The organism is Pedobacter sp. SL55 (assembly GCF_026625705.1).
Lineage (GTDB): Bacteria > Bacteroidota > Bacteroidia > Sphingobacteriales > Sphingobacteriaceae > Pedobacter.
Map to the genome: position 1 here is coordinate 896,320 of NZ_CP113059.1, position 17,662 is coordinate 913,981.

The following is a 17,662-nucleotide window of genomic DNA, read 5'->3' on the forward strand; positions in this document are numbered from 1 at the left end:
TCTTTAAGCTTGCGTAAGTATTTATTCCCAAAACCAATCCCAGCTTCCACCATCTTCCCCACAACCTGTGGTATAGGTATAGGTATTACCAAGGTAATCGGTAGTTACATAGGTTTTTTCACCTGACCAGATTTTAACAATTCCTAAAAAATTAAAACTTAATTTACAAGTATTATTTACTAACTCTCCTGCAAAGACCGATGTGGCTAGAACAGCAAAAACACTTAACATTAAAAATTTCTTTTTCATACTCTTATTTGGCTAAAAAATTTCCACCTACTCTTTTAAAGATTTTCGGTTATCTCTTGCTGTTGGCCAAACATTAAACCAAATATAAGTTCGGCATACAACGAATTGCAAAAACTTTTACCCTAAAAATATGATGGTAAAAAAATATTATATCATTTTTACTGATGTAATATTTTTGTAGCTTTAACTAGCAAAACTCAGACACACCACCTCAATTTGCTAGCCGAACCTGTTAACTTTTGCTTTAAATCTACCGATTTACCTACCTTACCTATGAAAAAAGAAACTGGATTAGTTATTAAAGCCATAAGGCTTCGCTTAGGCTATAAGCAAGATTATGTGGCACAAAAAATAAACATCAGCCCAAGTTTATTGGGGCACATAGAAAATGGCCGCACCGATTTAGATATCAGGCGGCTGTACCAATTAGCCAAGGTTTTTGGCGTACTGCCAAGAAACCTCTTAGAATTAGTGATAGAAATTTACGAAAGCGAATGCGCTGCAGGTTTAGATGGTGCGGTAAAATACATTAACCCCCCCGCAACAAGAGAGCAAGAGAGCAAGAGCACAAAAGCAAAGCATTAACTACACCTTAAAAACCACCTCTGTAGCACCATAGCCAAACTTTTCCTTCTTTGCATCCATAAAAGTGCGCACCTGCGGATGTTTGCTAATTGCTTTATGAATTTGATCTCTCAAAGTACCATTACCAACACCATGAATAATAACGATGGACGGCATTTGATGCACTATCGCAGCATCTAAAACCTTTTTGAAAGCCGATAATTGTTCGTTTAATATTTCCGTTTGTGATAAAAAATGATAATCATCCCTTAGCTTTTCGATATGTAAATCTACTTCTGGGGCGGGCTTGGCAACTTTAGGTTTTTCATCGATTTTGGCAGAGAAAAAACTTTCTTTCAATTTCTGCGCATCAATTACCAAAGCAGGTTCATCTAACCTAATTAACCAGCCATATTTATTGATTTCTGTGATTTGATTTTTAGAACCGCTAAAATCTTTCGACTTAAATCTCTTTTCTACTTGTAATGGTTTTTGTGGCTGTTTATTTCCCGAAGTAAAATACAATGACTGAAAAGTAAAGTTGGGCCAATTGTCTAAATCGCCAAGGTTGGCGGTATAAATTTGCACACTAGTTTTCGGTTGAATGACACCAGCAAACTCGCCTTTATAAATTCCAGCCTTCTCGGTTTTTAAGGATAACAATAATTGATAAGAAGTTCTATTTACCAAAGTAAAATGAGCAACAACAGAAGCTTTGTTATCTTCGGCTACTGCCAAAAATATCCCGTCTTCTACAAATTTCTCGTCTACCTGTTGCGCAGGCATGGCATTGTTAGCAGTAGCTGCATTGGCATGATGACCATGCACATACGTTAAATTGCCCTTAGAAACTGGTATTTCAAAGCCATCAGTATCGGTAACGCCAACTGTTAAATCGTCGATGATTTTTGTAATGTAACCTTCTCTTTTTTCGTCTATGAAACGAACGTAATCGCCAACCTTAAACCCCAAACCCCTAAAGGGGCTTTCATTTCTATCGCTCATTATATATATGAATTTAATTTTAATTTGAGCCTTACGCTCTCTGTATATAATTCCCCCTTTAGGGGGCTAGGGGGCTTACCATTTTATTAATGCACTTGCCCAAGTAAAGCCGGAACCAAATGCTGCTAAGCAAATCAAATCGCCTTCTTTTACTTTTCCTGCCTCCCAAGCTTCGCTTAATGCAATGGGAACAGAGGCTGCGGTTGTATTTCCGTATTTTTGAATATTATTAAATACCTTTTCGTCTGGCAAGCCCAATAATTGCTGCACATATTGACTGATACGCAAATTAGCCTGATGTGGTACCAACAAATCTATGTCTTTTGCCGTATAATTGTTTGCCGTTAGTGCTTCGTTAATTACCTCTGGAAATTTTACCACTGCTTTTTTGAAAACCGCTGGTCCATCCATGTAAGGCAAGGCTGCACCGCTATTTAAGATTGCTTCGTTAAAAAATAAACCTCCCAACTCTTGGTCTGCAAAAGCTGGCTTATCTTTTAACCATTTATTTGCGTGTGCTCCCGGATAGTGCATTGCCAAAATTTCGGCATCGGCGCCATCACTATGTAAATGCGTACTTAAAATGCCCTGACCTTCTTTTTCTGCTCGCTGCAAAACTGCCGCCCCGGCACCATCGCCAAAAATAACAGAAACATTACGACTGCGGGTTTCAAAATCCATCGCAAACGAATGCTTCTCGCTACCTACCACCAAAATGTTTTTGTACATGCCGGTTTTAATGAACTGATCGGCAACGGAAAGTGCGTAAACAAAGCCTGAACATTGGTTGCGAATATCCAAAGCGCCTACTTCTTTCATCTTCATTTCGCGTTGTAGCAAAACCCCACAACCCGGAAAATAATAATCGGGACTTAAAGTAGCGAAAATGATAAAATCAATATCGTCTTTAGTTATTCCAGCTCTTTCTATGGCAACTTTTGCAGCCTCAATGCCCATGGTGGTCGTTGTTTCTTCGTACCTATCGGCAAATCTACGTTCTTTAATACCTGTACGTTCTTGTATCCATTCGTCACTGGTTTCCATAAAACGCGATAAATCATTGTTGGTATATACGTTTTTTGGCACGTAATGACCTATTCCGGCAATTTTTGAACTATACATATCAGGTGGTTTGATAAACAAAGATAGGTTAATTTACGATTTTAGATTGACGAATTACGATTGACTGGCACAAAGGAAAAAGGAAAGACTGCAACATCGGTTTTCTCTTTACGCCATTTTGCGAAAGCTTTAAAATCTTTGCGGTTATTTTAAACGCAAAGGCAAGGAAGAGTTTCGCAAAGAACGCAGGGACCAATTGTGCGTTAGCTTTCACAAACCTCTCGCACGTGGGATAGAGATTTGTGAAAGCTCCTAGTAGTAAAGGTCTAAGTTAAATAAACCTGATTGCAGTGTATCCCGATTTTTTAATCGGGAGTAACGAAAAGCAGGACTATCACAACCGAAGAACCACATGTTTTGCTTTTCAAAAAAACATAAAACAACATCGTAATTAAATGTTTTCCAAGCAAATCGTAAATCTACAATCGTATTTCGTAAATCAATTTGTATTTTTGCAGCATGTCAACAGAAACCAAGGAAGAAACCTTTACACTGGAGGAGATTTTAACCTCACTGAAAACCGTGCATCGTTTAATTCTATGGAACGATGATGTAAACACTTTCGACCACGTGATTTGGTGCATGATGCGCTACCTAGATTACAGCGAAACCCAAGCAGAAAAAATTGCTTGGAAAGTACATAACAAAGGTAAATGTGCAGTTTTAGAAGGCTCGTTTACCGAAATGGAAGTGTACCGTAAAATCTTACAGCAAGAAGGTTTAACCGTTACGGTTGATTAGTATTCTGAACGTATTCATCTAATTTTTCTTGGCGGTTTGGCGCACTTTTTCTTTGAAAGAATTGGTCCATCCTAACAAAAAACCTCCAGCGCCAAAAGCCTGTTTTGCCCACTTGTAGAAATCAAAACTATCGGTATGTTTCACAATTTTACCGTCTTCTATTTCAAATTCGGCGTTAATTTTATTGATCACTTTTTTGCCCGTTGCCGTAAAAGTATAATGCGCTTCCCAATAGGCAGTCACTTTATTGCCCGCTGCTCTGATATTTCCAAAGGTCAAAGTCATATCCCCACTTCTCGAAATCAGCATTTGCCACATGGCTCTGGTTTGTTTGGCATCTAAATTTCTAAATACCGAATCATTAAAAACTGCATTTTCTGCATAGCTATCTTGCATGGTTTTATAATCCTTTTGCTGAAAAGCAGTGTAAAACTGATGGATCAGTTGTTCGTTTGCTGTCATGACTTTGTTGTTTTGAAGATTAAAGTTAGCTTAACCAAAACAATTAACCTTATAAAAACATTAATTTCATTGACTAAGAATTATCTTTAGGAACAATTAAATTACCTCATTTAAAATTAAGCAAATGAAAAGACACGCAACCGCCCAATGGAACGGCACAGGTAAAGACGGAAAAGGCACTTTAACTACGCAGAGCACAACTTTGCAAGACACACAATACTCGTTTAAAAGCAGGTTTGAAGAAGGTGTAGGTACCAACCCAGAAGAATTGGTAGCTGCGGCACACGCCGGATGTTTTAGCATGAAGCTGAGTTTCAACATTTCTGCAGAAAACATTACGCCAGAAAGCATCGAAACTAAAGCTACTGTAAACCTAAACCCAGAAAAGGGCGAAATTGACAACATCCACTTGGTAGTGAAAGTAAAGGCAGAAGGTTTGTCTCAAGAAAAATTTGATGAATTAGTAGCCGATGCAAAAGCAAATTGCCCAATTTCTAAATTGATGAACGCAGAGATTACTTTAGATTCTGAGTTATTGTAAGATTTTTTTCAGCCACAGATGCACAAATATTTTATTCACTTTCAAGGCTCATCTGTGTATCTGTGGCTAAAATCATTTAACTAAAAACAACGTTGATTTTTTATAAAAAATAGTACATTTGGTTTTCTAGCATATTATTGATGACCAACGGTACACATGAAGAAGATTTTTTTACTATCTGCCCTTTTATTTTTAGCCTTAGCTAGCTTTTCGCAAAATGTTTTTAGCCTTTTTGGCAAAGCAAATACTTTTTTCGATCTATTTGCAGCTGGCAAATTTGAAGAAGCCCACGGCTATTTCTCTGAAGAAGGCAAAACCAAAGTTACTGCCGAAAACCTAAAACAGTTTTGGACCAACATGGAAGCCAGATTGGGAAAGGTAAAATCTATAGACGCCACTGGAAGCCGAAATCAAGGCGAATTTTATGCCGTAACCGTTAGTGGCGAGTTTCAGTACGACAAACAAGATTTTGTACTGATGTTTGATAAATCCGAAAAATTGGTAGGGATGCACTTGCCGCCAAAGGCAGTAAGCTACAGAGCACCTGGTTACGCAGATAGCACACTTTACAAAGAAAAATCTACCTATATAGAATGGCCAGGGCATCAGTTGGCAGCGGTTGTTACTACGCCAAAAGATGGCAATAGTTTCCCTATTGTAGTGTTGGTACATGGTTCTGGCCCTAATGATATGGATGAGACCATAGGCCCCAACAAACCATTTAAGGATATTGCAGCGGGCTTAGCGCTTAACGGCATTGCCTCTATTAGGTACGTAAAACGTACGGTAATTTATCCGCAAGAATTTGGCAAAACTTATACCGTTAAAGAAGAAGTTTTAGATGATGCACTGGCAGCCATTGCTTTGGCAAAAAAAGTTGAAGGGGTAGATTTGAAACAGATTTATGTGTTGGGCCACAGCTTAGGCGGTATGCTGGCTCCTCGTATTGCTACACTTGCGCCAGATTTAAAAGGTATTATTTTAGCGGCCGCCCCTGCCCGTTCATTGAGCGATCTCATTATTGAACAAAACAAATACATGGTTGCCCAAAGCAAAGATACATCTGCCGTGATGCAGAAAAATTTAGCAGATGCAATTACCGAGATTGAAAAAACAAAACTAACCAAGTTGGCCAACAACATGAAACCAGACTCTATTTTGTTGGGCTTACCCGCAAGCTACTGGATTGATCTGAACAACTACAACCAAGTAGAAACGGCAAAAAAATTGAAGCAACGTATTTTCGTGATCCAAGGCGGATATGATTTCCAGGTAAGTGAAACAGATTTTAATTTATGGAAAGAGGCTTTAAGCAGCAATAGCAATGTGAATTTTAAACTTTATCCAGATTTTAACCACCTATTTGCTCAAGTAGAAGAAAAAGGGAATATGCTGCAATACCAAAAACCTAGTAACGTAGAACAACGCACCATAGAAGATTTAGCAAACTGGATTAAGGAGTTGTAGATAAATCATTGACTTATTGTCACACTGAGCTTGTCGAAGTGTTTGTACTTACTCCAAAGGCCTCAACGAACTGTTTTGATTTATCCTATCGTGTGGACACAAATGTCAGGATGATTTTGTCTTTATTCGGTGGCATTCAACTTTTGAAGCATCAAAAGTCTACAAAAATGCTTGTCAATCCCGCTATGTGCCTTTCCACAATCTCCCGCTCATCAAAAAAACAGCGGCACTTCGTTTAATCAGTTTTTGTGTTTTGTTTTTATTTGTCTGATTGAGCCCTTCGGGGTTTGTTTGTTAGCGATAAATGAAAGTGCTTGCAGAATTGAGCACAAAACCACTGCGTTTCAGGTTTGGAATTGGCGCTTGTTATTTTGTGCTCCTGTTTTTTTGATCTGGCCGGCACTGGAGATTGACGGTCGTTTTTGGTTAAAAGCAATGCTTTTTTAAAGGCAGCTCAGCCTGATCCCCATGAGGGATTAAAGCTTAGTGTTTCCATCCATTTAAACCAGTTTTGCACTTCAAAGTTGTAACCTAATTTATCGCTCACGTTAACGGAGTTGATTTGCTTCCAGTCTAGCAGTTCATCTTTAAATAGTGGTTTTTCCATACCAGAAACATCACAAAGCTGGGTATAAAAAGCTGCTCTTGTTGGATGATGCGGTGCCACGCCATGGTAAATCTCGCTAAATTGTTCGGTTGCTAGCAAACGTAAACAAAGCCCAATACAATCATCCAAAGTAATTAAATTGATTGGTGCTTTCCCATTAGACACATCGGCTCTGCCAGCAAAAAACTTAGCTAAATTTCTACCCGGCCCAATTAATCCAGCAAAGCGCATAATGGTGGTGCTAAACTGAGGATAGTTTTCCCAAAGTTTTTCGGCTTCTAGCAAAGCCCTTCCTGCATCATTTGTTGGATTTGGGAGTGTATTTTCATCTACCTCAAAATTTCCATCTTCAAATACTCCCGTAGAACTAATAAAAACCAATTGACTGGTTTTGCCTAACGCTGCATTTGCAATTTTCGTTAATTTCTGGGCATAGTTTTGTGCATTTTCTGCTTTGGCTCTTGGTGGCACGTTCACAAAAAGCACGTCTGTTTCAAAAAAACTAGCAGGCAAATCAGCATCTTCATTAAGGTTAATTTGATAAGGTTCGATACCCTCTGCCTTTAACTGCTCTAGTTTATCCATGCTAGTGGTAGAACCTTTAACCCTATAGCCTTTTGCCAGCAATGCCTTTGCAAAGGGCAAACCAAACCAACCGCAGCCTAAAATACTAATTGTTTTTATTTCCATTTGTGTGCAAAATAACACTTCGGCCACAGATGCACAGATATTTTCTAGAATAAATTTGTGCAGCTATGGCTAATTAACAAAACCATGATAAACTGTGACAGAATTATTCAGTAATTTTATCGCACAACTAAATAAAAAAAGATGAAATCATCAATTAAACTCATTTTAGCATTTTTTATACTAATTACTTTAGGCGAAAACCTACAAGCACAAGGCCTAAAATTACCTCAGCCAAGTACGCCACAAACCGTAACACAAGATTTTGGTTTGGGAAAAATTAGCCTAAGCTACTCTCGTCCAAATGTAAAAGGGCGTAAAATTTTTGGTGCATTAGAGCCTTTTGATAAGGTTTGGCGCACTGGCGCTAACTCGGCAACGGTAATTAAATTTAGCGAAGCTGTTAAAGTTGAAGGCAAAGATTTAGCTGCTGGCGAGTATGCTTTATTCACTATCCCTGGCAAAACAGAGTGGACCATCATCTTTAACAAGGGCACTAAAGAATGGGGCGCATACACTTACAACGAAGCTAATGACGTATTGCGTGTAAAGGTTAAACGTACTACGTTGAAAGATAAAGTAGAAACTTTTACTATTCAGTTTGCAAACGTTTATGATACCACTGCAGATTTACAATTAGCTTGGGAAAATACTTTAGTGAACGTGAAGTTAACCACATCGGTAGACGAGCGTGTAATGGCAAGCATTGCAGAAGCAATGAAAGGCGAAAAGAAACCTTATTTTCAAGCGGCGATGTACTATTTTGCTAATGGCAAAGACTTAAAAACTACTATGGAGTGGATGAATGAGGCCGATAAGCAAATGACTGATGCACCTTGGGTAAAACTTTGGAAAGGTCGTATGCAATTGAAAATGGGCGATAAAGCGGGTGCCGCACAGTCTGCTAAAGAAGGTGTAGAAATTGCAACCAAAATTAAAAACGAAGAATACATTCGTTTAAATACACAACTGTTAGAACAAACAAAGAAATAAGCTTTTTTCTAATCAAAATTTATTTATAAACCGTTGGAGCAAATTCAACGGTTTTTCTTATTTAGATAACTTACCATATTAAGACTTACGAAGTTTAACTTTAGTTTTCTATTTTTTTGATAAAGTTGAGGATTTTACCATTTAAAAACTTCGTAAGTCTATCATCAGCAAAATGCGTTTGAATTTATTTTGAAATTGCATTTTAAGCTCCTAGTCAAGCCTTCGCATTGTTTCTCCGTTCACTTTTAAACCGACCTGCAAAATTTTCGGGTGGCACCAACTAGCCCAAATACTTACTTTAATAGAAAAGTTTGAGTCGGACATTTTTGTTTCTTTTGATGTCTCAAAAGAAAAAGCCTGTCTGGTCAAGACAAAGCCATACATTGGCAATATCTTATATTTTGTAAATTAAATTTAAATGGGTTAACCCCCAAGTCTATCAATACCTAAACGCAACTTTCATCATAATTATTTACTTTTGCGGCTATGTCAGTAACTAAGCCAAGCTTACCCAAAGGAACAAGAGATTTTTCGCCTTTAGAAATGGTGAAACGCAATTATATTTATGATACCATTAAAACGGTTTTCAAAAAATATGGCTATGCAGAAATACAAACCCCAAGTATGGAAAATCTGCAAACTTTAACCGGTAAATATGGTGACGAAGGCGATAAACTGATTTTCAAAATTTTGAATTCTGGTGACTATCTTGCAAAAGTTGATGAAACCTTACTTACCACCCGCAACTCGCAACTCGCAACTTCAAAACTTTCAGAAAAAGCCCTACGTTACGACTTAACAGTTCCTTTCGCTCGCTACGTAGTAATGCACCAAAGCGAAATTGCTTTTCCATTTAAACGTTTCCAAGTACAGCCGGTTTGGCGTGCCGATAGACCACAGAAAGGTCGTTACCGCGAGTTTTACCAGTGCGATGCCGATGTAGTGGGTTCTACTTCACTACTTAACGAGGCAGAGTTTGTATTGATTTACCACGAAGCCTTAACCAACCTTGGTCTTAAAGACTTCAACATCAAAATCAACAACCGTAAAATATTAAGCGGCATAGCCGAAATTATTGGCAAGCCAGAGCTGATTGTGGACATGACCGTAGCCATCGACAAATTAGATAAAATAGGTTTGGACGGCGTAAGCAAAGAATTACTAGAGCGTGGTTTCACCGAAGCAGATATCGAGAAACTGAAACCCGTAATTTTGTTAGAAGGCTCAAACGAAGAAAAACTAGCAAGTTTAAGAACGGTTTTAGCCGCTTCAGAAACCGGCTTAAAAGGCATTGAAGAAATCGAAACTGTGTTTAACTACGTAAACAAACTCACAACTCATAACACGCAACTCATAACTAAAGTAGAACTTGATATTACCCTTGCCCGTGGTTTAAACTATTATACTGGCTGTATTTTCGAGGTTAAAACTAACGAAGTTGCCATGGGCAGCATTGGCGGCGGCGGCCGTTACGACGATTTGACTGGAATGTTTGGTTTGAAAGACCTAACAGGCGTTGGAATCTCTTTCGGTGCCGATCGTATTTACGATGTGTTGGAAGAATTGAACTTATTCCCTACTTCGGCACAACAAGGCACTAAAGTATTGATTAGCAATTTTGATGAAGCTGCCGAGCTGTATGCTTTACCGCTATTGCAACAATTAAGAGATGCCAATATCGCTGCAGAGCTTTATCCGGCATCGGTAAAATTAAAAAAGCAAATGAGCTATGCCGATGCGAAAAGTATACCTTATGTGGTTCTAATTGGCGAAGAAGAAATGCAAAGCGGTTTGCTTACATTAAAGGATATGGTAAGCGGAGCACAACAGAAATTAACTGCAACAGAGATTGTTGAGAAGTTGAGTTAAAAGCCCCTCCTAATCCTCCCCAAAAGGGAGGACTTCGACCATACGCCTACTTCCCCAAGAACTTTTCTCTCCCTATTGGGGAGAGATCCCTAAGGCAGAGAGGGGCTTTAAAAGCTCGTTCAACTCCTTCTGAGTGGCTAAAGTCTTGTTTTTCGCATACCAGCCATGAAGTTTTTCGGCCAACTCGGGCATTTCTACCCCTTCTTTTTTCCAGTCGGCCATTAAACTTTGTAAAACTGCAGGTCTTGGCCCCCATTTAGGTAAAACCAAATTACCTGCTTCATCTAAAATTAATAAAACCGGAATTGCTCTTCCGCCATTGGTTAAATGTGCATCAATCAACGGTAGGTTTTTATCGCGTAAAGTTAATTTCAGCTCAAATTTTTCTGGCGCAGCCGATACTATTTTATGTATTACAGGCACAATTTGAGCCGCATCGCCACACCATCCCTCGGTAATTACCAAAAAGCGATATTTACCTTCAATTTTTTCCAATGTAGCAAGTAATTCTTCGCCCAGCACTGTGGTTTTATCAACTCTGTTCATACGTTGCACATTCATTTTGGTATAGTGCAACATGGCTTCAGAATTATCGGGGCCTGTAGTTTCGCCTTTAGCCAGTAGCTCATCTACTAAATTTCTATAGCTAGCATAGTCTAGCGTCTCTTTATCAAAAATATTACTGTAATTAAGCATAAAATAGCTGTAATAAAATGGTTACGCCCTTTTTTTAAATCTTTTATTGAGCGAGATTTGCGACCTCATTAACACACACAAAACTCAAAGAATTTAAATGGATAGGATTAAGTGCAAAGTTCTTTTATTAGCTGCTTTTATTTGTATTACAACTGTAAAAATTTATGCGCAGAGCGGCAATACTGGAAAAATAAGCGGCAAAATTGTAGATGCCCAAACTAATGAAACCATACCCTACGCATCGGCCATACTAACTGATAGAAAAACGAAAGCCAAAGTTAGAACAGTACAATCTGATCTGGATGGCAATTTTAACATCCCTAATTTACCTAATGGTGTATACACCTTTAAAGCAAGTTATATTGGCTACCAAACCATGGTTAGAGATTCTATCTCCATCACGGGAGCTTTAAAAAGCATTAACCTAGGCACCATAAAAATGAAAACTGGCAAAGGCAATATCCTTAACGAGGTGGTAGTTACAGCTCAAAAGCCAACTATGCAATTAGGGATAGACAAGAAGATTTTTTCGGTAGACCAAAGTGTGGTAAGCGAAGGCGGCTCTGCTACTGATGTGCTGCAAAACGTACCATCAGTACAAACCGATATGGACGGTGGCGTTTCTTTACGAGGCTCTGCAGCTAGGGTTTTGATTGACGGTAAGCAATCGTTAATTGGTGGTGGCGATGTGGCGCAAATATTAGCCTCAATACCTGCAAGTTCTATCGAAACCATCGAAGTAATTACCAATCCTTCTTCTAAATACGATGCAGAAGGGCAAACGGGAATCATCAACATTGTTTTAAAAAAGAACAAAAAACTAGGATTTAATGGAAATGTTGCGTTTACCGCTGGCAACAGAGATAATTACAATGCAACTACCAACTTGTCTTTCCAAAACAAAAACATCAACTTATATGCTAATTACAGCTATCGCTATGGTAACAGGCCAGGTAGCGGCTACAACAATACGTTTTATAGAACAGAATTTAACGGAGTAGGTATTGTAAGGCAAAACAATACCTCTAACGATAACGAGGATGGGCATAACGTTAAATTGGGTATGGACTATAACTTAAGTGAAAAAAGCACAATTAGCCTATCTGGAGGAATTAATACCAGAACCAGTGTAGATGAAGAATTCATTAGTTTAAATGGCTTTAGCTTAAGTAATGCACTAGTTACAAGTTCTAACAGACTTAACACCAGAGATCGTGAAGGCAATAACTATGATGTAAGTTTAGACTTCGTTCAAAAACTAAAGAAAAAGGGCGAGGAGCTTACTTTTAATGCTAGCTACGCAACTGGAAATAACGATACCGATCAATTATTTAACACCGACCAATTTTTACCTACTAGTGAGTTTTTTCAACAACGTACCCTTAGACCTACTGACAACAAGAACTACAATATCCAGCTAGATTACACTTTGCCACTTACGGAAACGTCTCGTATCGAAGCAGGTTACAGGAGCCAGTTTAGGGTATCTAATAGCAGAACCTTAGCCGACTCGATTTATAATAATGTTTACGTTTTTAGCAGAACGCTAAGTAACGATTTTAATAGTGATGACTATGTACATGCGCTTTACGTAAATTATCAAAACCAAATTAAAAACTTTGGTTACCAAGTAGGTTTAAGAGGCGAAGATGCCGCACTAGAAACTGAAATGGGTGCTTATGGGCCGGGAGGGGATTTAAGTTACACCCCTGGTAGAGTAGCTTATACTCGCTTGTACCCAAGTGTATTCTTAACTCAGAAACTGAAAAATGAGCAACAATTACAGTTAAGCTACAGTCGCCGTGTTAACCGCCCCCGTGGTTGGGATACCAATCCATTCTTAGATGTATCTGATCCAATTAACTACCGCCAAGGTAATGTGAATTTAATGCCCGAAGATGTACACGCCTTTGAGTTTAGCTACAGCAGATTTTTCAAAAGTTTCTCTTTAGTTTCTTCTGTTTATTTCCGCCAAACCAATGATGTAATACAAAGAATTAGAACCGAGCTAGAAGGAGGTATTAATTTAACCACACCACAGAACTTAACCAGTGCCAAAAATAGTGGTGTAGAACTAATTGGAAAATTTGATGTTTCTAAAAAATGGAACCTTACCTCTAACTTTAACTTATATCATAGAAAAATTGAGGGAGTAGCACAATTTGGCACCTCGGATGTAGATGGAGTGGCTTACAATACCAACCTAACCAACAACATTACCTTGCCATACAACATTACCTTGCAATTAAGAGCAGATTATCGCTCAAACGAAGTAACGGCACAAGGAACTTTCAAAGCAATGTATGGATTTGATGCTGGTGCAAAAATGGATTTAATGAACAAGAAAGCGAGTTTAAGCTTTAACATTAGAAACCTGTTCAACACTCGTAAATTCCAGATGGAGTTTGAGAACTCAGGTTCTACAATAGATTTTAGTAGAATGAGAGCTGGTAACATGGGTTCACTAACCTTCTCTTACCGTTTTGGAAAATCAGACTTTAGCCAAAAGAAGAAGAAAGCACAAGAAGCGCCACGAATGGACGAAGAAAGTTTCTAAAGTATATCCAACACCAAAAAACATTTAAAATCCCTTGAGAAAATTAAACCTTAGGGGATTTTTGCTATCCAAACCATTTTAAAACTCCTTTTTAAGTAAACTTAGCGCTCTACCAAATTAAGTTTTATACAGTTTTTTAATATCTTAGTATTGAAATTAGACCTAACCAAACGTTGAAGAATTTACTTAGCCTAACTCTTTTTTTATTTTCTATCTTTCCATTCTTAGCAAAATCTCAAACTACCGATAAGGGTTCTATTAGAGGTAAAGTAATTGAAGAAGTTGGCGCAATGCCCATTCCTTTTGCAGTAGTAGCACTTTTTGAAAGTGGAGCCGAACAACCAGTGGTTACCTTCCAAACCGACGAGAATGGCTCTTTTAAATTCAACAACCTTAAATTTGGCATTTATAAACTTAAAGTAAGCTATGTTGGCTTTGGTTCCTTATTCGTTAACGAAATTATGGTAAGCAAAGCTGATTTCGACAAAAATGTAGGCACATTGAAATTGGCTACTGAGCAAAACAACCTAAACGAGGTAGTAATTACCGCCGAAAAACCAGTGATTGAGGTTGGCGCAGATGTGATTACCTACAACGTTGGCTCTAGCATTTTAGCAGAAGGCAGTACCGCTACCGATGTGCTTAAAAATGTACCCATGGTAGAGGTGGATATTGATGGCAACACCATCATTTCTGGCAAAAGAAGTACCCGTGTTTTTATTGATGGCAAACCTTCGGATTACATGACCTCTAACATTGCCGATTTGTTAAACGTACTGCCCTCTGATGCCATTGAGAAAATTGAAGTGATGACTAATCCACCGGCCAAATATTCTGCAGACGGCGAGGGCATCATTAATATTGTAATGAAGAAAGGCTTTAAAGTGGGCTTTAATGGTAACCTCGGAATTTCTGGAGGCACACAAGGCAACATAAATACCAATGCCAATGCTTCGTACCGTGGCGAAAAATATAGCATTACTGGTGGTGGGGCCTACCGTACAGGCATTTCTAAAAGATTAAGCGAAAGTTACCGCACTAATTTTTTCCCAGACACTACCTTTTATTACAATCAATTCGACAATTCTCGTAGCGAAAGCAATGGAGGTAACTTTAGGGCGGCACTAGATTGGGACATCAATAAAAAGCAAAACCTGAGAATTAACACCAGTTACAACATTAATGGTAGCGATAGCTGGTCGGGCAACGACTTTTACTACATTAACCAAGAAGAAATTACCAAACGCTTGCGCAACCAAGTTAATTTGGGCGATAATAGCAGCAAAAACTTTGTAATTAATACCGATTACAGCTTAACTACCGATACCGCCGGCGGAAAACTTACTGCTGGTTTTACGGTAAACGCGAATAGCAGCAATTCACTTAGAAGCTTTGAGCGCACCTATGCTTTCCCAACAAATTTAAACCCCAGCTTGCAGCAAAACGATAATGAAGTAGGTAACATGGGTATCAATTTTAACCTAGATTACGATAAGCCCGTTTTTAAAAAACGAGATCGTTTGGAGTTTGGACTTGCCTTTAACTACCGCAAGAATGACAACGATTTATCGGTAGACAATTTTAATTACAGTACGCAACAATTTGTTGGCAATGCCAAATTAAGCAATAAGTTTTTCTACAACGAGAATATTATTGCTGGCTATCTGTCTTATAATTATCGAAAAAACGGCTGGTCGGCCAAGGCTGCCATGCGTAGCGAGTATACCAACGTAAACTTCGATTTATCTACTGGCGAGATTTATAATGTAGACCCTTACCTAAGTTTTTTTCCGTCGTTTTCTCTCAATCGCTTTTTTAGAAAGAGATATAACATTGGCGCAAGCTATAGCGTAAGGATTAATCGACCTAGAGAAAACACCCTAAACCCACAGGTAAACAATGCCGATACTTTAAATATCTCTTACGGGAACCCAGAATTATCGCCTTCTTATACCCATCAGTTTGATATTAGCTTTGGAGCCTTTGGTAAGCAATGGTCTTTTACGCCACGCATTTCTTACTCAAACGCCACCGGCGTAATAGAAAGATATCGCTTTGTGAACACCAACGGAATTTCTGAAAGTACTTTTAACAATGTAGGCACCAATTATTCGGTAGCGTTAATGCTTATCGGTAATTACCGACCTACCAAAACTATATCGGCCAACGGCAATTTTAGTGTCATCCAGAGCAACTACAGGTCTTCATTAAACAGCTCGCTCAACAGAGGCGGTTTAAGCATCCGCTCTAGGGCCGGTTTTTCGATGCAATTGCCTTACAAAACCGCTTTCGAAGCCAATTTAAACTACAACAACAATGTAACTGCCCAAGGCCGAAACCAAGCTTCTATCAACACTAGCTTTGGCGCCCGTAAAGCTTTTTTAAAGAACAGGCTTTCGGCTCGTATTAGCGCCAATGATCCTTTTAGGGGAAGAAGAAACTCGACGTTTAACGAAGGCTTAAATTTCTTTTCTAATAGCTATGGCGTAAACAATACCAATAACATTGTTTTTAACCTCAATTACCGTTTTACTAAAGTTAAGGTAAACAAAGTAACGGTTCCGCCACCACCAACTACGTCTAAAAATTAATTGGAGTAAGGAACAAAGAGCAAGGATTAAGGAGTAAAGATTAAAGAGCTAGGGCAAATTCTTAATTTCTTACTTTTGTAAAACTAGTTCACTAATACCTAAACCCTAGTTCCTACAATGACAGAAGAAAACCCATGGCAAACCCTAAGTAGCCAAGAAAAATACAACAACAACTGGATTAAGGTTACCGAACATCAGGTAATTAATCCATCTGGTGGAAATGGGATTTACGGAGAAGTGCATTTTAAAAACATCGCCATTGGCATTTTGGCCTTGGATGATGAAAATAACACCTGGCTGGTTGGCCAATACCGTTACCCGCTTAAAGCCTACAGCTGGGAAATACCCGAGGGCGGTGGCCCAGTAGGCACCAACCCAGAATTGAGCGCCAAAAGAGAGTTGGCAGAAGAAACCGGCCTAATTGCGGGCAAGCTTACCGAAATTCAGCGGATGCACCTTTCCAATTCGGTAAGTGATGAATTAGCCATTATTTACTTGGCTCAAGATTTAACGCAGGGCCAGGCAGAGCCAGAAGAAACCGAAGAGTTACAGCTAAAAAAAGTACCTTTTACAGCAGCCTATCAAATGGTTTTAGCTGGTAAAATTACCGATAGCATAAGCGTGGCTGCTATTCTTAAAGTGCATATTTTATTACAAGAAGGCGCTATTTAGCTATAGGTTCGTAAAACTTTGTAACTTTGAGGCAAATCTATAAATACTGTCAATGAAGAAGCTGTTAGGCTACCTATTAACCCCCATATTTTATTTTACGTTTGGCTTGTTTTTGGCCATTTTTCATCCCATACAGTGGATATGCTACAAAGCGTTTGGCTACACGGCCCACAAACGTTCGGTAGATTTACTTAACTTCTTCCTTACCTATTCACAGCTTACTTTGCTTAACGGTATCAGCTTTAAAAATAAGCAGCAGCTACCTACTGATAGACCTATTATTTTTGTAGCCAACCACCAAAGCATGTATGATATTCCGAGCTTAATTTGGTTTTTACGCAAACATCATCCTAAGTTTATTTCTAAAATTGAATTGACTAAAGGTATTCCGTCTATTTCTTTTAACCTAAAATATGGCGGTGGCGCAAACATAGATCGCAAAGACAGCAAGCAATCTATTGGCGAAATTATTAAACTAGGCCGCAGAATGAATGAAAAAAACTGGAGCACGGTAATTTTTGCAGAAGGCACTAGAGCTAAAGACGGTAAAATGAAACCTTTTCAAGTGGGTGGTATAGCAACACTGTTAAAAATTGTTCCTAATGCTTTGCTCGTGCCTGTGGCGATAGGAAACTCGTGGCGTGTGGTGCGTAATGGCACTTACCCATTAAATGCACTATTACCTTTAAAATGGACGGTGTTAGCGCCAATAGAAAGAGGCGATAAAAATGCAGAAGAGTTAGTTTTACAAGCAGAGAACGCAATTAAGCAACAGATTGGGCAGAATTAGAATAGGCCTAATGCTTCTAATAATTATATTGCCTCTTAAGGTAAGATCT

General features: G+C 38.7%; 16 protein-coding genes. 10 read left to right on the forward strand and 6 right to left on the reverse strand.

Features of this window, described 5'->3' with window-relative positions; genetic code table 11:
- Positions 1–21: 21 nt before the first annotated feature.
- Positions 22–249 (reverse strand): hypothetical protein, encoded by a 228-nt coding sequence (locus tag OVA16_RS03975; RefSeq protein WP_267763631.1) that lies wholly within the window; start codon positions 247–249, stop codon positions 22–24.
- Between the two features lie 273 nt (positions 250–522).
- Here OVA16_RS03975 and OVA16_RS03980 point away from each other — a divergent pair, with 273 nt between their 5' ends.
- Positions 523–834: a helix-turn-helix transcriptional regulator gene (locus OVA16_RS03980; RefSeq protein ID WP_267763632.1), complete on the forward strand. Its 312-nt coding sequence runs from the start codon at positions 523–525 to the stop codon at positions 832–834.
- Here OVA16_RS03980 and OVA16_RS03985 read toward each other — a convergent pair whose 3' ends face one another.
- Both OVA16_RS03985 and OVA16_RS03990 read right to left on the reverse strand, forming a co-directional pair.
- Complete coding sequence (locus OVA16_RS03985; RefSeq protein WP_267763633.1) at positions 835–1,818, reverse strand: Smr/MutS family protein; 984 nt, start codon at positions 1,816–1,818, stop codon at positions 835–837.
- Positions 1,819–1,893: 75 nt separating this feature from the next.
- Positions 1,894–2,940 carry a 3-oxoacyl-ACP synthase III family protein gene (locus OVA16_RS03990; RefSeq protein ID WP_267763634.1) on the reverse strand — a complete coding sequence of 349 codons (1,047 nt, stop codon included), beginning with the start codon at positions 2,938–2,940 and terminating at the stop codon, positions 1,894–1,896.
- Between the two features lie 459 nt (positions 2,941–3,399).
- On the opposite strand from OVA16_RS03990, the gene OVA16_RS03995 reads away from it, so the two are divergent.
- The gene (locus OVA16_RS03995) at positions 3,400–3,681 is read left to right on the forward strand and encodes an ATP-dependent Clp protease adaptor ClpS (protein WP_267763635.1); all 282 of its coding nucleotides are present in this window, start codon (positions 3,400–3,402) and stop codon (positions 3,679–3,681) included.
- Positions 3,682–3,699: 18 nt separating this feature from the next.
- Here the strand turns inward: OVA16_RS03995 and OVA16_RS04000 are convergent, their stop codons facing one another.
- Positions 3,700–4,143, reverse strand: a complete 444-nt coding sequence (locus OVA16_RS04000; RefSeq protein ID WP_267763636.1) for a nuclear transport factor 2 family protein — start codon at positions 4,141–4,143, stop codon at positions 3,700–3,702.
- A gap of 124 nt (positions 4,144–4,267) precedes the next feature.
- On the opposite strand from OVA16_RS04000, the gene OVA16_RS04005 reads away from it, so the two are divergent.
- Complete coding sequence (locus OVA16_RS04005) at positions 4,268–4,684, forward strand: OsmC family peroxiredoxin (RefSeq protein WP_267763637.1); 417 nt, start codon at positions 4,268–4,270, stop codon at positions 4,682–4,684.
- A 156-nt stretch (positions 4,685–4,840) separates the two neighbouring features.
- Positions 4,841–6,151: a DUF3887 domain-containing protein gene (locus OVA16_RS04010; protein ID WP_267763638.1), complete on the forward strand. Its 1,311-nt coding sequence runs from the start codon at positions 4,841–4,843 to the stop codon at positions 6,149–6,151.
- A 454-nt stretch (positions 6,152–6,605) separates the two neighbouring features.
- Here OVA16_RS04010 and OVA16_RS04015 read toward each other — a convergent pair whose 3' ends face one another.
- Entirely contained in the window at positions 6,606–7,448 is an 843-nt protein-coding gene (locus tag OVA16_RS04015) for an SDR family oxidoreductase (RefSeq protein WP_267763639.1), read from the reverse strand.
- A gap of 141 nt (positions 7,449–7,589) precedes the next feature.
- Between OVA16_RS04015 and OVA16_RS04020 the strand changes: the two genes are divergently transcribed.
- Entirely contained in the window at positions 7,590–8,438 is an 849-nt protein-coding gene (locus OVA16_RS04020; protein ID WP_267763640.1) for a DUF2911 domain-containing protein, read from the forward strand.
- A 486-nt stretch (positions 8,439–8,924) separates the two neighbouring features.
- The gene (gene hisS, locus OVA16_RS04025; protein WP_267763641.1) at positions 8,925–10,307 is read left to right on the forward strand and encodes a histidine--tRNA ligase; all 1,383 of its coding nucleotides are present in this window, start codon (positions 8,925–8,927) and stop codon (positions 10,305–10,307) included.
- Between the two features lie 72 nt (positions 10,308–10,379).
- On the opposite strand, the gene OVA16_RS04030 is transcribed toward hisS, so the two are convergent.
- Entirely contained in the window at positions 10,380–11,003 is a 624-nt protein-coding gene (locus OVA16_RS04030; RefSeq protein ID WP_267763642.1) for a thioredoxin family protein, read from the reverse strand.
- A gap of 97 nt (positions 11,004–11,100) precedes the next feature.
- Between OVA16_RS04030 and OVA16_RS04035 the strand changes: the two genes are divergently transcribed.
- The 4 genes from OVA16_RS04035 to OVA16_RS04050 all read left to right on the forward strand — a co-directional run bounded on the left by OVA16_RS04035 (position 11,101) and on the right by OVA16_RS04050 (position 17,613).
- Positions 11,101–13,560 carry a TonB-dependent receptor domain-containing protein gene (locus OVA16_RS04035; RefSeq protein ID WP_267763643.1) on the forward strand — a complete coding sequence of 820 codons (2,460 nt, stop codon included), beginning with the start codon at positions 11,101–11,103 and terminating at the stop codon, positions 13,558–13,560.
- Positions 13,561–13,733: 173 nt separating this feature from the next.
- The gene (locus OVA16_RS04040) at positions 13,734–16,151 is read left to right on the forward strand and encodes an outer membrane beta-barrel protein (RefSeq protein ID WP_267763644.1); all 2,418 of its coding nucleotides are present in this window, start codon (positions 13,734–13,736) and stop codon (positions 16,149–16,151) included.
- A gap of 117 nt (positions 16,152–16,268) precedes the next feature.
- Positions 16,269–16,823, forward strand: a complete 555-nt coding sequence (locus OVA16_RS04045; RefSeq protein WP_267763645.1) for an NUDIX domain-containing protein — start codon at positions 16,269–16,271, stop codon at positions 16,821–16,823.
- A 52-nt stretch (positions 16,824–16,875) separates the two neighbouring features.
- On the forward strand, positions 16,876–17,613 hold the full coding sequence (locus OVA16_RS04050; RefSeq protein ID WP_267763647.1) for a lysophospholipid acyltransferase family protein: 738 nt from the start codon (positions 16,876–16,878) through the stop codon (positions 17,611–17,613).
- Positions 17,614–17,662 lie beyond the last annotated feature (49 nt).